The sequence below is a fragment of the Sphaerisporangium perillae genome (genome assembly GCF_023276435.1).
Taxonomy (GTDB): Bacteria; Actinomycetota; Actinomycetes; order Streptosporangiales; family Streptosporangiaceae; genus Sphaerisporangium; species Sphaerisporangium perillae.
The window spans coordinates 1-12,471 of the sequence record NZ_JALLPO010000002.1 but is presented as its reverse complement, the minus strand read 5'-3'; the positions used below and the strand labels follow the sequence as shown (position 1 = coordinate 12,471).

14 protein-coding genes, 3 pseudogenes and 1 riboswitch are annotated in these 12,471 nt (G+C 68.9%); of the genes and pseudogenes, 8 read left to right on the top strand and 9 right to left on the bottom strand.

Annotated features, from left to right (window positions below; translation table 11 throughout):
• Nucleotides 1-85 precede the first annotated feature (85 nt).
• On the top strand, nucleotides 86-523 hold the full coding sequence (locus MYF83_RS02010) for a MarR family winged helix-turn-helix transcriptional regulator (protein ID WP_248958402.1): 438 nt from the start codon (nucleotides 86-88) through the stop codon (nucleotides 521-523).
• Between the two features lie 260 nt (nucleotides 524-783).
• Here the strand turns inward: MYF83_RS02010 and MYF83_RS02005 are convergent, their stop codons facing one another.
• On the bottom strand, nucleotides 784-1,161 hold the full coding sequence (locus MYF83_RS02005) for a phytanoyl-CoA dioxygenase family protein (RefSeq protein WP_248958401.1): 378 nt from the start codon (nucleotides 1,159-1,161) through the stop codon (nucleotides 784-786).
• 211 nt (nucleotides 1,162-1,372) lie between these two features.
• Nucleotides 1,373-2,050 carry a TetR/AcrR family transcriptional regulator gene (locus tag MYF83_RS02000; protein ID WP_248958400.1) on the bottom strand — a complete coding sequence of 226 codons (678 nt, stop codon included), beginning with the start codon at nucleotides 2,048-2,050 and terminating at the stop codon, nucleotides 1,373-1,375.
• Between the two features lie 35 nt (nucleotides 2,051-2,085).
• Here MYF83_RS02000 and MYF83_RS01995 point away from each other — a divergent pair, with 35 nt between their 5' ends.
• A complete protein-coding gene (locus tag MYF83_RS01995; RefSeq protein WP_248958399.1) occupies nucleotides 2,086-3,459 on the top strand; it encodes an FAD-dependent monooxygenase in 1,374 nt (457 codons plus the stop codon).
• A 69-nt stretch (nucleotides 3,460-3,528) separates the two neighbouring features.
• Nucleotides 3,529-3,738 (top strand): annotated as a pseudogene (locus tag MYF83_RS44875) (transposase); the annotation flags it as partial.
• A 225-nt stretch (nucleotides 3,739-3,963) separates the two neighbouring features.
• Here the strand turns inward: MYF83_RS44875 and MYF83_RS44870 are convergent.
• From MYF83_RS44870 to MYF83_RS01975, 4 genes and pseudogenes are all read right to left on the bottom strand, one after another.
• Nucleotides 3,964-4,014, bottom strand: a pseudogene (locus MYF83_RS44870) (hypothetical protein); the annotation flags it as partial.
• A 218-nt stretch (nucleotides 4,015-4,232) separates the two neighbouring features.
• Complete coding sequence (locus MYF83_RS01985) at nucleotides 4,233-4,853, bottom strand: dihydrofolate reductase family protein (RefSeq protein WP_248958397.1); 621 nt, start codon at nucleotides 4,851-4,853, stop codon at nucleotides 4,233-4,235.
• A complete protein-coding gene (locus tag MYF83_RS01980) occupies nucleotides 4,853-5,359 on the bottom strand; it encodes an SRPBCC family protein (protein ID WP_248958396.1) in 507 nt (168 codons plus the stop codon). Before MYF83_RS01980 ends, MYF83_RS01985 begins: the two co-directional genes overlap by 1 nt.
• Nucleotides 5,359-5,706 (bottom strand): ArsR/SmtB family transcription factor, encoded by a 348-nt coding sequence (locus tag MYF83_RS01975; protein WP_248958395.1) that lies wholly within the window; start codon nucleotides 5,704-5,706, stop codon nucleotides 5,359-5,361. Before MYF83_RS01975 ends, MYF83_RS01980 begins: the two co-directional genes overlap by 1 nt.
• A 132-nt stretch (nucleotides 5,707-5,838) precedes the next feature.
• Here MYF83_RS01975 and MYF83_RS01970 point away from each other — a divergent pair, with 132 nt between their 5' ends.
• Nucleotides 5,839-6,855, top strand: a complete 1,017-nt coding sequence (locus MYF83_RS01970) for a tyrosine-type recombinase/integrase (protein WP_248958394.1) — start codon at nucleotides 5,839-5,841, stop codon at nucleotides 6,853-6,855.
• 18 nt (nucleotides 6,856-6,873) lie between these two features.
• Here the strand turns inward: MYF83_RS01970 and MYF83_RS01965 are convergent, their stop codons facing one another.
• Both MYF83_RS01965 and MYF83_RS44110 read right to left on the bottom strand, forming a co-directional pair.
• Complete coding sequence (locus MYF83_RS01965; RefSeq protein ID WP_248958393.1) at nucleotides 6,874-7,668, bottom strand: Tn3 family transposase; 795 nt, start codon at nucleotides 7,666-7,668, stop codon at nucleotides 6,874-6,876.
• Nucleotides 7,669-7,683: 15 nt separating this feature from the next.
• Nucleotides 7,684-8,040 (bottom strand): integrase core domain-containing protein, encoded by a 357-nt coding sequence (locus tag MYF83_RS44110; protein WP_372500076.1) that lies wholly within the window; start codon nucleotides 8,038-8,040, stop codon nucleotides 7,684-7,686.
• Between the two features lie 32 nt (nucleotides 8,041-8,072).
• Here MYF83_RS44110 and MYF83_RS01955 point away from each other — a divergent pair, with 32 nt between their 5' ends.
• From MYF83_RS01955 to MYF83_RS01935, 4 genes are all read left to right on the top strand, one after another.
• Nucleotides 8,073-8,318 carry a DUF5372 family protein gene (locus MYF83_RS01955; RefSeq protein WP_248958392.1) on the top strand — a complete coding sequence of 82 codons (246 nt, stop codon included), beginning with the start codon at nucleotides 8,073-8,075 and terminating at the stop codon, nucleotides 8,316-8,318.
• 213 nt (nucleotides 8,319-8,531) lie between these two features.
• Nucleotides 8,532-9,002, top strand: coding sequence for a helix-turn-helix domain-containing protein (locus MYF83_RS01950; protein ID WP_248958391.1), 471 nt, complete (start codon nucleotides 8,532-8,534; stop codon nucleotides 9,000-9,002).
• A gap of 337 nt (nucleotides 9,003-9,339) precedes the next feature.
• On the top strand, nucleotides 9,340-11,457 hold the full coding sequence (locus MYF83_RS42340; RefSeq protein ID WP_279338986.1) for a recombinase family protein: 2,118 nt from the start codon (nucleotides 9,340-9,342) through the stop codon (nucleotides 11,455-11,457).
• 36 nt (nucleotides 11,458-11,493) lie between these two features.
• A riboswitch (SAM riboswitch) is annotated at nucleotides 11,494-11,594 on the top strand.
• 7 nt (nucleotides 11,595-11,601) lie between these two features.
• Entirely contained in the window at nucleotides 11,602-12,231 is a 630-nt protein-coding gene (locus tag MYF83_RS01935; protein ID WP_248958390.1) for a GNAT family N-acetyltransferase, read from the top strand.
• On the opposite strand, the pseudogene MYF83_RS01930 reads toward MYF83_RS01935, so the two are convergent.
• Nucleotides 12,197-12,471: pseudogene (locus MYF83_RS01930) on the bottom strand (hypothetical protein); the annotation flags it as partial. The gene MYF83_RS01935 and the pseudogene MYF83_RS01930 sit on opposite strands and share 35 nt — an antisense overlap.

The window sequence follows — 12,471 nt, the reverse complement described above, 5'->3', positions numbered from 1 at the left end:
CGGTCAGGGCGAACGCACGCGAAAATCGATCGCTAACAGAATCATTCGGTAACCTAATCATATGGGGCACGCTAGCATCGTGGCCATGGCGCCGCAAGTGACCGACAGCCTCGCTTTCCTGCTGAGCAAGCTGGGGCAGGTGGCGTCCGAGCGGTTCGCGGTCCATCTCGCGCCTCTAGGCCTGCGCCCCCGACACTGCGCGGTGCTCCAGCTGCTGGCCGGCGCGCCGCTCGGCCAGCTCGCGCTCGCCAAGACCATCAGCGTGGCCCCCAGCGTCGTGGTCGACATGCTGGACGAGTTGGAGGCCCTGGGCGCGGTACGGCGGGTGCGCGACACGGCCGACCGCCGCAGGCAAGTCGTCGAGATCACCGACAAGGGACGCGAACTCGGCCGGTCCGCCGCGCTGGCCGCCGCGCAGGTGGACGCCGAGCTCCTTGGCGCACTTGAGCCGGGGAGGGAAGGCGAGCTGCGCAAAACGCTGACTGCGGCCGCCGGCACGCTCGGCCTGCTGCCACCCCGCTGACCTCGTGATGTGCGCGACGTTCTCGAGCGGGCGATCAACCGGCTGAAGACCTTCCGGGCCGGGGCCGGCGGTGAAGAGGGGTCCCGGTAGTCCTGACGAAACTTTCGTCGGATATGCCCTTGATCTGCGGATATGACGGGACTCTGTAGCTGGGGATGAGATCGCTTGCTGGTGGGTCATGAGGAGGCGGCGGCCTGCCACTGGCGCAGGGGGCGGCGCTGGCGGCGCCGGCGCCGCCAGCGGCGAGGGAGCCGTCGGGGTTACGGTCGGGGCTGCCGAGGAGTTGGCGGGTGATCGAGGTCGAGGCCGGTGCGCTGCAGGAGGTGCGGTGCGGGGTCGTCGACGGGCTGGAGCCAGCGGTAGCCGTACTGCAGCATGACGGCGATGCGTGGCCGGCCGGAGGTGTTGATGCCGCCGGCGTGCCAGGTGCGGTTCTCGAACAGGACAGAACAGAACAGGACAACGTCGCATGGGCCTAGGCCGGGGGTGGTGGCCGTGGGCGGGTTCGCGCGCGGGGCGATGGCGGGCTGCTTGGGCAGGAGGTGGCTGCCGGGCAGGAACATGGTCAGGCCGCAGTCGGGGGTGATGTGGCCTGTCGTGTTCGGGTCGGACCGGGGCGCCCTGTCGTGATTGCTCACGATGGGTTTCCCCGGCCCGCCGCCGCGGCGTGCGTGTCTCCACGTACCGGGCGCTCCACATGCCTTACCCGCTGGTCAGCCACCTTCCCGGCCACCGGCTGAGAGCGTGAGAAGCGCTGGAAGCCGAGGCTGCCCGGTGAATCTCAGGGTATGGGCGATCTGCGCGTCGTCGGTCCCCGTTCGGGCGAGACCGGCCTCGGTTCATCTGTGATCACTGCTGAGAGGCCGCGATCCCGGTGAGGATGCGGCGCAAGCCGGACGAGAACTGTTCGGCCGGGCTCAGGTCGGCGGACCCGGTAAAGCGCGAGACCCGGGGAAATGCGCCGCTCTCGATGACCTTGCGCATGTAGGGGGCGACGTCGGCGCGCCACTCGTCCTCGGTCTGACCTGTGCGCCGCTGGGTCTCCTTCTCTGCGAGCTCGCGCATGACCGCGCCGCGCACGTAGTCCCTGATCAGTCCGACGGCCGAGCCCGCGTCGGCGATGTCGGAGGTCAGCGGGGCGGCCGCGGTGAGGGCGTGCTCCAGGCCGCGCAGCCAGTTGGGGCCGAGCGATGGCCGGGTCGCCAGCAGCGGGGCGAGCCAGGTGTGCCTCAGCCACAGCTCGCGCTCGTGGTGGGCGTACGCTTCGAGGTCGGCGCGCCAGTCTCCCGTCAGCGGCACGTGGTCGTCCTGCACCGCGTCGGCCATGAGGTCGAGCAGGTCGTCGCGGCTGTCCACGTAACGGTAGAGCGAGGTCGTACCGGTCGACAGCTCGGCGGCGACGCGGCGCATCGACAGCGCGTCGAGCCCCTCGGCGTCGGCGATGGCGACGGACGCGTCCACGATGCGCTCCACGCTCAGGGCCTGCCTTTTCGGCCGGTACGGCTCCCGCTCCCAGACAAGTGGCATGGACAGGAGTCTACCGAAGTGGGTACAGTGTTCCCATGAATGGGCACACTGTACCCACGGATGTTTTGATCGCCGGCGGCGGATCCGTCGGGCTGATGCTCGCGGTGCTGTTGCGCCACCACGGTGTCAAGCCCCTCGTCGTCGAGGAGAAGCCGGAGCTGTCGCACCACCCCAGGGCCACCGGCATCGGGCTGCGGTCGGTGGAGATCCTGCGCGAGGTCGGCCTGGAGCAGGCGGTCAACGAGGCCGCGGTCGATTTGCGGGCGGGGAAGATCAGGGGGCGCACGCTCGCCGAGGCCGACTTCACCGAAGGCGTGGCGTGGAAGACGAGAGGCGCGGCCGAGACCATCTACACGCCGGCCCGGATCCGCGGCACCTGCGCGCAGAACCGGTTCGACCGCGTGCTTATCACCAAGGCGGGCGACGTGGAGTTCGGCGTGGCGCTTGACTCGTTCGAGCAGGACTCCGACGGCGTCACGGCGACCCTGTCCGACGGACGTGTCGTACGGGCGCGCTATCTGGTGGCGGCCGACGGTGTGCGCAGCCGGCTCCGGCGGATCCTCGACATCGGCCTCACCGGCCCCGGTGTGCTCGGCCAGGAGACGACGAGCGTCCTGTTCGACGCTGATCTGCGTCCGCGCAAGCCGTTCGCCATGTGCAACATCGAGCATCCGGACGCGACCGGCCTGCTGGTGACCGTCGACGGCGAACGCGAGTGGGTCTTCCTCACCCGCCTCGGCACGGAGCCGACTCCGGAACTCATCCGCACCGCGCTCGGCGACCCGTCGATCGAGGTGGAGATCCGCAGCGTGCTGACGTTCCGGGGGCGGGGCCAGGTGGCCGATCGCCTCTCCGTCGGGCGGGTCTTCCTGGTGGGCGACGCGGCGCACGCCATCCCCCCACTGGGCGCGTTCGGGCTGAACGCCGGCATCGCCGACACACACAATCTGGCGTGGAAACTCGCGCACGTGCTGCGCGGTGAGGCCGGACCCGAGCTGCTGGAGACTTACCACGCGGAACGCCATCCGGTGGCCCTCATGACAATGGAGCAGGCGCGCCTGCGGTTCAACGATCCGTCCCTGCACTGGGGGAAGGACATGGCGGAGGCGCGCAAGGCAGCGGGGGCGATCAACGCGCCGGTGGTGCACATGGGCTACCGGTACGGCGGCGCGGAGCTCCCCTCCACCGAGGACGTCGCCCTCGACCTCGACGGGTCGCCGGGATCCCGCCTGCCGCACATGTGGGTGTCCGACGAGGTGTCCACGCTAGATCTCGTCGGATCGCAGTGGTGCGTACTCACGGCCGATCCCGGCGTGGAGGCCGACGTTCCGGTGCACGTCGTGGACGGCTGGCCATACGGGACGGTGCTGGTCCGCCCTGACGGTTTCGTGAGCCGTCCGTACAGCTAGAGCCTCTACGGAGTTGAGATCACAGGGATTTGCCTGCGCTCTGGTCTGCGGCCTTGGTAGGCCTTCGCCATGGCGCGTGGAGATCTCACCGATGAGGAGTGGTCCTTGATCGAGCCTCACTTGCCGCTGGGTGAGCGAGGCCCGATTCCGGATCTGCGGCGGCAGTTCAACGCGGTGATGTGGCAGTTTCGGACTGGCAACCCGTGGCGGGACCTGCCAGCCGCCGAGTACGGGCCCCGGTCCACGGTCTATGACCGGTTCCGCTCGTGGGCGGTGAGCGGTGTGTTCGGGCTGCTGACTCGGCGGGATCGCCTGGCCGAGCGGGTCGGCGAGCTCAGCGCACGGGTCAACGACTTCCTCGCCGGCGCCGTCGCCCTCGTTCGCGAGCGATTCGGTGGCCGGATCACGTACGCCGCCATCCCGCTCGAGCGCGTCGACTGGGCCTGTGGTGCAGCGTGGCCGAAGCGGGCAGGATCGGCAGGTCTGGGCGGCGAAACGAATCTGGACCAGCAGGGTGCGGGTGCTGCGGCCGGCGTGGGTGTCAGACCAGGACACGCTGGTGTGTCCTACGGGGCAGGTGGCCTGTCGCCGCTGATCGATCAGATGCTGCGGGCCGACCTGGACGCGCCGCCCAAGCAGTGGCACACCGCCAGGCGCATCTTCGACCGGCTGGCCGAGGAGCACGATGCGAACGCTCGCCCTTTTCGACGCTCAGAGCGTCGAGGATCTCACCGCGCTGCTGACCTCGGCGGGGGGCGCTGAGGTCGGGACGGTTACCGCTCCCGGACTGCGTAGGTCAGGTGGGTCACCCGCTGCGTCGGCTCCGCGCGGATCGGCTCCAGGGCCACGCGGCCCGCGTCCACGCCCTCGAACAGGCGGATTCCGGAGCCGAACAGCACGGGTGAGAGCGCGATCGAGAACTCGTCGATCAGGCCGGCGTTCAGGTACTCCAGGATCGTCGCGCCGCCGCCCGCGATGCGGACGTCTCGGTCGCCGGCGGCCTCGCGGGCCTGGTCGAGCGCGGACTCGATGCCGTCGTTGACGAAGTGGAAGGTGGTCCCACCCGGCCGCTCCCAGGGGTCACGCTTCTCGTGCGTCACGACGAAGACCGGCGTGTGGAACGGCGCCTCCTCCGGCCACATCTGCTCGCCGGCCTCGAACATGCGCTTGCCCATCACGCTCGCGCCGGTGCGCTCGAACGTCTCCCGCGCGATGTCGTTGTCGCGCCCTTCCTCGCCGCCCCCGCCGAGCTTCAGGTTCTCCCGGAAGAACCGCAGCGGGAATATCCACCGCTGCAGTTCCATCCACTGCTGCCCCATCAAATCCTCAGAGGACTCGGGTGCGATGAAACCGTCCAGCGACATCGACACGCTGAAGAACACCTTCCCGGCCATCAGCCCTCAACTCCCTTCCGAACGATCTCGGTGACGTAGGCGGCCAGGTTGCTCAGGGTCTGCCGGCCGCCCTCGATCGCGTGGTGCTTCTCGACCGCTTCGTCGCGCAGCTCCTTGGTGGGGAACACCGTGCGCATCTCGATCCGGGTCGCCGCCCCGTGGGGCGCGAACGCGAGGACCGACTCGAAGGCGTTCGGGTCGCCGAGGTATTCGCCGTGCAACAGCGCGATCCCCTCCGGCGGGACGATCTCGGTCCAGGTGATCCACTCCTGGTAGTCCGTCCCGTCCGGCCCGTGCATCACGAAGTCCCACACCCCGCCGACGCGGAACTCGAAGGACCGCGTGGTGGTGGTGAACCCCTCCGGCCCCCACCACCGCGACAGGTGCCGCACCTCGGTGAACGCCTCGAACACCAGCTCCCGTGGGGCGTCGATGACCCGTGAGATCACAACCTCGCGGTCGGCCGTCGCGGACTGCGCCGGCGCTCCTTGTCCCGTCTCGCTCATCAGTTACTTCCGTCCTGTCTTGCCTGCTTGAGGTCCTGCACGTACGCGTCCAGCCGGTCGAAGCTCTCGTTCCAGAACCGCTCGAATCCGCCGGTCCACTCGTGGACCGGTCGCAGCCCGCGGGCGTCAAGGCCGTATAAGCGTTGCTTGCCTGCCTTGCGGTCCCGCACCAGCCCCACCTCCCGGAGCACCCGCAGGTGTTTGGACGCCCCCGGCTGGGTCATCCCCAGCTCCTGGGCCAATTCGGTCACCGGCCGCTCACCCGCCCGCAGCAGCACCAGGATCTCCCGGCGCTGCGGCTCGGCGATCGCGTTGAAGACGTCCGACGTCGTCGCTGCTCGTGCCATAGGCGCCATCATATGCCGATATCGGCATGCGTCAATCCAGGGGAATCAGGCGGGTCGTGTCGATGACGATCGTGACCCTTGCCCGTCACCGCCGCAGTAAATACCGGATTTACTGCGGAAGCCGCCCGCGCTGTGCCATCGCGCGCCGACCGGCCGGCCACCTACGCCGACGCCGTGGAGGCGTATCTCCGCTCGGCCGGGATTGGTGCCTCCTCCCGGCGCGTCTACCGGATCTCGCTGCTGTCCTGGGCGTGGCTGGCCGCCGGGCAGCAGCCGCCACCCGGCCGAGAGCGCCGCGGTGCCGCTCCGCCCGCTGCGGCGTTCGCCGCGCTCGACGACCAGGCGGCGGCCGAGGTGCTCGCCGAGGCCTTCGCGCGGCGGGCGGCACTGGTCGACGCCGACACCGTCAACCGGGAGCTGTCGGTGCTGAAGGCGGCCATCGCCTGGTGGCGCCAGCGCGGCTGGCTGGCCGGCAACCCGATCATCGGCATCGAGCGGCGTCCCGCGCCGCCGGACCGGACCCGGGCGCTGTCGCGCGAGCAGATCGCCGCCCTGTTCGCGGCGAAGGCGCCGCTGCGGGAACGGACGCTGTGCAAGGCCCTGTATGAGACGTGCGCCCGGGCCGAGGAAATCCTCTGCCTCGATGTGGAGGACCTGCTGCTGGCCGACAAGCGGGGCCGCGTCACCTCCAAGGGCGGCACCATCGACTGGGTGCACTGGCAGTCCGGCACCGCCCAGCTGCTGCCCCGCCTGCTCAAGGGCCGCACCTGCGGCCCGGTCTTCCTCACCGACCGCCGCGCGCCCGCCCGCACCCCCAGCGGCGACGTGTGCCCCATCACCGGGAGGGCCCGGCTGTCGTATCGGCGCGCCGCCGAAATGTTCGAGGCACTCACCCGGCCATTGGCCCACCCCGGCATCACCGACCCGGCCGACCTCGCGACCCGCGGCGGGTGGACCTTGCACCAGCTACGTCATTCCTCCCTGACGCATGAGGCGGAAGACGGCACCAACACCCCCACCCTGCTGGCCCGCTCCCGGCACGCCTCCGTACGTTCCCTGGAGCGCTACGCCAAGCCCGGCGTCGACGCCGTCGCCGCCCATGTCGCCGCGCGCGACCCACTCCGGCGGGGCAACCGAGGGCGGGCGTGACTCCCACCGAGGGGGTTCTCAATTAATGTTGTCGCTGTGCCCGGGTGAAATATGGGCGAGCACCTCGTCCGGGACGTCACGGCTTTGGGCGCGCAGGTCGAGGACCGCCTTAGAATAATATTCTGTGGTCCAGGTCACCACACAGTTGGTCAACACGGTCAAACACCACGCCTGCTCGGTCTGCTGCGACAGGTGCGGCTTGGTGACCATGCCCTGCTGGGCGTAGTGCAGGTCACGGCGCAGCGCGTGCAGGGACTCGCCCTTGTTGAGCTGACGGGTGATCTTCCGCCGGTACGCCGGATCCGACAAATACTTCGCGGTGTGCACGGTACGGCGCAGCATCCCCCACTCCTTGAGCGCAGTGGCCAGGGTGTTTTGCCGGGAGGCCGCCGACCACTTGCCGACGATCAACGAAGCGGTGGCCTGCCCGAACTTCAGCGACCCGGCCATCCGCAGTAGATCCGGCCAGCACTCGGCCACCAGGTCCTCGTTCCACCGGGCGCCCAGCAGCGGCCCGGCGTGCGGGTAGCGCTTGCCGATCTCGGTCGGGGTGCCGTCCCGCGCCAAGGTGACCCGGGTCAGATCCCGCATCCGCGGCGTCAACGCCTTGCCCACCAAATCGAACAGGGCAAAGTTGATGAGCGTGGCACCGTGCGTATCGGTCGCGTGTTCGACGATCGGCAGATCGGTGGCGTTGCCGAGAAACTCATCGAGGGCGAAGTGCCCTTCCCGCGCCGTCGGCACGATGATCTTCGTGCCGTAGGTTGACCACTGGTCTGAGACATGGGTGTCGGTACCTGTCAATTTGATCAAGGCAGCTGAGCTGGTCTAATTCTGTGTCGGCTTTTCTTGTTCGTCCTTGTGGTCGAGGTTCTTAGGCTTGTTGATCCATGCTGGTCCGGGCAGGTCGGGCGGTGTGGGCATGCCGCCGGAGGCGAACCGCTCGGGATGGGTGGCCAGGACGCGGGCGCGCCGATCGCGGATGATGCCGGCCTGGCCGTAGTGCACGTCGGCGGGATGGTGGTAGCCGATCCCGGAGTGGTAGTGATCGTGGTTGTACCAGGTGTAGAACTGCTGGCAGAAGAGGCGAGCGTCCTCGATGGAGCCGAACCGGCCAGGGAAGGTCGGGCAGTACTTCAGGGTCTTGAAGCTCGCTTCGATGTGCGGGTTATCCCGAGCCGTCAACTCCTCAGGTTCACGACCCTGAAGATGGTCTGGTGAGAGTCACTCATCCGTTCCATCCGCTAGCCGGGCAGGTGCTGCAGTTCGTGGCCAGGTCGCGGTGCTGGAGCGGCGATGTGGTGTTCTATCTCGACGAGCAGGGCCGACGGCGGCTTATCCCCGCAGCGTGGACGGACGTGGTGGCCGATGACCCGTTTCGGGTCATGGCCGCGGGACGGTGTCCGTTCCGGACCGCGGACCTGGTGGCGCTGGCGGATCTGATCGATCGTCGGACCTCGTAACGCTCCCGGGCGCGGGCTCTGATCATGACCAGGAGTCTGCGCCGCGAACGTCAGAGGATTACGCCGCGTCGATCCATCCCTGTCCCGCAGTCCCGTCCGGCTATCCGCCTGGGCTGGTAGTTGTGCCTCGGGATCGGGGTGGCTGAGCTTGCCTTCCGGAACGCGCGGCGTAATCATCTGAGCATAGATCGTGACAGAGTTCCGGGAGAGAGCATGGATGGCAAGGCGGCGGTGCTGACAGCGGCCGGGGTGTTCTACCAGCGGGCCAGCGCGGTGGTCGATCCGCTGTTCTCCTCCTCGGCGTTCTTCGACCCGCGTGATCTCGTGCAGGTCAAGTACGAGATGGTCCGCAGGGTCCTGGTCGATCGGGTGCCGGTCACGGTGGCGGCCGCCGCGTTCGGCTTCTCCCGTGCCTCGTTCTATACCGCCGCTGCCGCACTGGACGCGGCGGGCCCGGCAGGGCTGGTGCCGGGCAAGCCCGGCCCAAAAGGGCCGCGCAAGCTGACCGAGCCGGTCATGGACCGGGTCGAGCAATGGCGGGCAGCCGATCCGAGTCTCAAGGGCCGGGCTCTGGCCAAACTCATCGAAGCCGAGTTCGGCTTCCCGGTGCATCCACGCTCGGTGGAGCGGGCGCTCACGCGACGACGCGAACCCCACGACCCGGAGACGGCGACTGGGCGCTGACCCCCTGCGACACGCCCAGCCCAGCCAAGATCAGCGAACACTACGAGAGCCTGCGCGCGGCGGTGCTCGGCGGCAGGGGAAACGGCCGGCGGCACGCCTGGAGCGTGCTGGCCCGCTCCGGCATGGCGGCGTGGGCGGCGGCCGTGGCCCTCATCTCGACCCCGCGTCGTGGTCTGGCACCGGAGCCGGACCGGCCGACGACAGCGGTCCTGCCGGACGGCGGGCGGTGCGCGCATCTGGTGGATGTGCTGGCCGCGCTCGTCATGGCCGCCGCGCCAGGCGCGCCGGCACCGATGGCCCTGAACTCAGACGGTGGGAGGCGATTATGCATCGAGACATGACCGGATCGGCGAAGGTGACCGCCGAGCATCTGCGGCGCGATGCCTACCTGTATGTCCGTCAGTCGTCGCTGAAACAGGTGGCCAACAACACCGAGTCGACCTGGCGGCAGTACGACCTGCGAGGCCGGGCAATCGCGCTGGGCTGGACCGACGCGCAGATCACCGTGATCGACACCGATCAGGGGCGCTCGGGTGCCAGTTCGGCCGATCGCGACGGGTTCCAACGCCTGGTCGCCGAGGTCGGCCTGGGCAGGGCCGGGATCGTGCTCGGGCTGGAGGTCTCCCGGCTGGCGCGCAACAACACCGACTGGCATCGGCTGCTGGAGATCTGCGCGTTGACTTCGACCCTGATCCTGGACGAGGACGGCCTCTATGACCCCAGGACGTTCAACGACCGGCTCGTGCTGGGCATGAAGGGCACCATGTCGGAGGCCGAGCTGCACCTGCTCGGCGCCCGGCTACGCGGTGGCCAGTTGTCCAAGGCCCGGCGCGGGGAGCTCAAGCAGGCCCTGCCCATCGGCTACTGCTATGACGGCGCCGACCACCCGGTCCTGGACCCCGACGCTCAGATCCGCGGCGCTGTGGAGCGGCTGTTCGCCCTGTTCGCCCAGACCGGCTCGGCCCGCGCCGTGGTCATGGCCTTCGGCCGGGACGGGCTGCTGTTCCCGGCGCGGATCCGGTCCGGGCCACGCAAGGGCCAGGTGGTGTGGGAGCCGCTCAAGCACTGGCGGGTGCTGTCGGTGCTGCACAATCCCTGCTACGCGGGGGCGTTCTGTTACGGGCGGCGCCGCACCATCCGCACCCCGGACGGCCGTATCGGGTCCGAGTTGCTGCCGCGCGACCAGTGGGACACGCTGATCGCCGACCACCACCCGGGATATATCAGCATCGGCCAGTGGGAAGCCAACCTGGTCCAACTGGTCGGCAACGCCCAGTCCCGGGGCCAGGAACGCAAAGCCGGGCCGCCCCGCGAGGGCCCGGCCCTGCTGCAGGGCCTGGTGCTCTGTGGCCGATGCGGCCACCGGATGACGGTGGGCTACCGCCAGTACCGCGATCAGCTCTGGCCCGACTACCGGTGCATGACCGAGGCGATCCAGAACGGCACCCGTATCTGCCAGCGCATCCCCGGCGCCAAACTCGACCAGGCGGTCGCGGACCTGCTGCTTGCCCAGCTCACCCCACTGGCCGTGGAGACCGCCCTGGCCGTCACCGAGCAAATCGCCGCACGCGAGCAACAAGCCGACCAGTTGCGCGCTGCCCACCTCCAACGCGCCGAGCAGCGCGCGGATCTGGCCCGCCGCCGCTACCTGGCCGTCGACCCCGGCAACCGGCTGGTCGCCGACACCCTGGAGGCCGACTGGAACGCCGCCCTGCGCGAGGTGCGCGCAGCCAGACAGGAATACGACACGGCCACCAGCGCCGCCGTCCCCCTTCAGCAGGCCACCCGGACGCGCTTGACCGCGCTGGCCGCCGACGTCCACACGCTCTGGCACGACCCGGCCACCCCGATGCGGGAACGCAAACGCATCGCGCGCCTGCTCATCACCGACACCCTGGACAAGGCCGACAAGCTGACCGCCCGGATCCGGCTAAGCGGCGGGCAGAACCACACGCTCACTCTGGACAAGCCCGTCGGTGGCGGCAAATCCTGGCAAACCCACCCCGACACCGTCACATTGATCGACAAACTACTCGGCGAGTACACCCACCGGCAGATCGCCGCGATCCTCAACCAGCGCGGGATCCGCAGCGGCAAAGGCCGTGCCTACAACGCGCTGATGGTCCGCGACATCCGCGACGCCTACCAGTTGGTCCACCGCTACCAGCGGCTACGCGACCAGGGCCTGCTCACCGTGGAGGAGTACGCGCAGGCTGTGGGGACCACGCCCCAGACCGTGAAGATCTGGCGTCGCAACGGCCTGGTCACCGGGGTCGCTTACAACGACAAGAACGGCTACCTGTTCCCCGCACCCGGCCCTGACGCTCCACATCCGGCGCAGGGCAGACCCTTCGCAGACCGCCGGCCACCCGGCTTGGGTGCAGCTCTTCCGGAGGGAGCTCATCTGCCCAGTTCAAGCGTCTTATATGGAAGGGGCACCCTTGTGGCGGATTGACGGTGTCCGCCTGTGCAGGCATGATCTTGACTCGGTGATTCATCCAGAGGATCTGAGGGGCCTGGCCCTGTGACGGTCCGGCAACCTCCCCGGCGGGGAATCCGCGGGAAAGGTGCCAATGCCAGGAACGATGAGGGAGAGCTGATGAGCGTGCGGCTTGATGTTCCTGTCCTTGCCGGTGATTTGGTGCGGTTGGAGCCGCTGGCGATGCGACACGCGCCGGATCTCGCGGAGGCGGCCGAGGAGGATCGGTCGTCCTACGATTTCACGCTGGTGCCTCGCGCTCACGAGATACCGGACTACCTGGCGGCCCAACTCGCCCGCGACGGGCTGACCCCTTTCGCACAGGTTCGGCTCACCGACGGCAAGGCGGTGGGATGCACCGGCCTGTGGGATCCGCGCAGGTGGCCGGATCGGCCGGACCTGCGGGCGATCGAGATCGGCTTCACCTGGCTGGCCGCCTCGGCGCAGGGCACCGGGATCAATGCCGAGACGAAGCTCTTGCTGCTGTCGTATGCGTTCGACGCGCTCGGCGTTGCCCGCGTCGACTTGAAGACCGACGCCCGCAACCACCGCTGCCGCCGGGCCTTGGAGCGACTCGGCATCCCCTTTGAGGGCGTGCTGCGCGCTTGGTCCATGTCGTGGGCGCACGGCGAGGAGGGCAAGGTCCGTGACTCGGCCATGTTCGCAGTGGTCGCCACCGAATGGGCTACCGTCAAACCGGTACTGCAAGCCCGTCTCACCGCCGCGAGCTCCCGTTCGCCGGCCCTCTAAGAAGCTTCGGCTGGGTGACGGTGGCGATCAGGCGGTGAGGGCGGAATCGGAACCTGTCAATTTGATCAAGGCAGTTGAGCTGGGCTAATTCTGTGTCTGGTTCTCTGATGTGTTTCTGCTCGTTCGTGTGGTCTTGGTTGGGCTTGTTGATCCATGCCGGGCCGGGAAGGTCGGGCGGGGTAGGGGTGCCGCCACTGGCGAAGCGTTCGGGGTGAGTTGCCTGCGCGGCAGCCAGGACTC

Coding starts and splice junctions, on each gene's coding strand:
- MYF83_RS02010 (WP_248958402.1), top strand. CDS start 86: ATGGCGCCGCAAGTGACCGACAGCCTCGCTTTCCTGCTGAGCAAGCTG.
- MYF83_RS01935 (WP_248958390.1), top strand. CDS start 11,602: ATGAGCGTGCGGCTTGATGTTCCTGTCCTTGCCGGTGATTTGGTGCGG.
- MYF83_RS01975 (WP_248958395.1), bottom strand. CDS start 5,706: ATGGCACGAGCAGCGACGACGTCGGACGTCTTCAACGCGATCGCCGAG.
- MYF83_RS01985 (WP_248958397.1), bottom strand. CDS start 4,853: ATGGCCGGGAAGGTGTTCTTCAGCGTGTCGATGTCGCTGGACGGTTTC.
- MYF83_RS01950 (WP_248958391.1), top strand. CDS start 8,532: ATGGATGGCAAGGCGGCGGTGCTGACAGCGGCCGGGGTGTTCTACCAG.
- MYF83_RS42340 (WP_279338986.1), top strand. CDS start 9,340: ATGACCGGATCGGCGAAGGTGACCGCCGAGCATCTGCGGCGCGATGCC.
- MYF83_RS02000 (WP_248958400.1), bottom strand. CDS start 2,050: ATGCCACTTGTCTGGGAGCGGGAGCCGTACCGGCCGAAAAGGCAGGCC.
- MYF83_RS01995 (WP_248958399.1), top strand. CDS start 2,086: ATGAATGGGCACACTGTACCCACGGATGTTTTGATCGCCGGCGGCGGA.
- MYF83_RS01980 (WP_248958396.1), bottom strand. CDS start 5,359: ATGAGCGAGACGGGACAAGGAGCGCCGGCGCAGTCCGCGACGGCCGAC.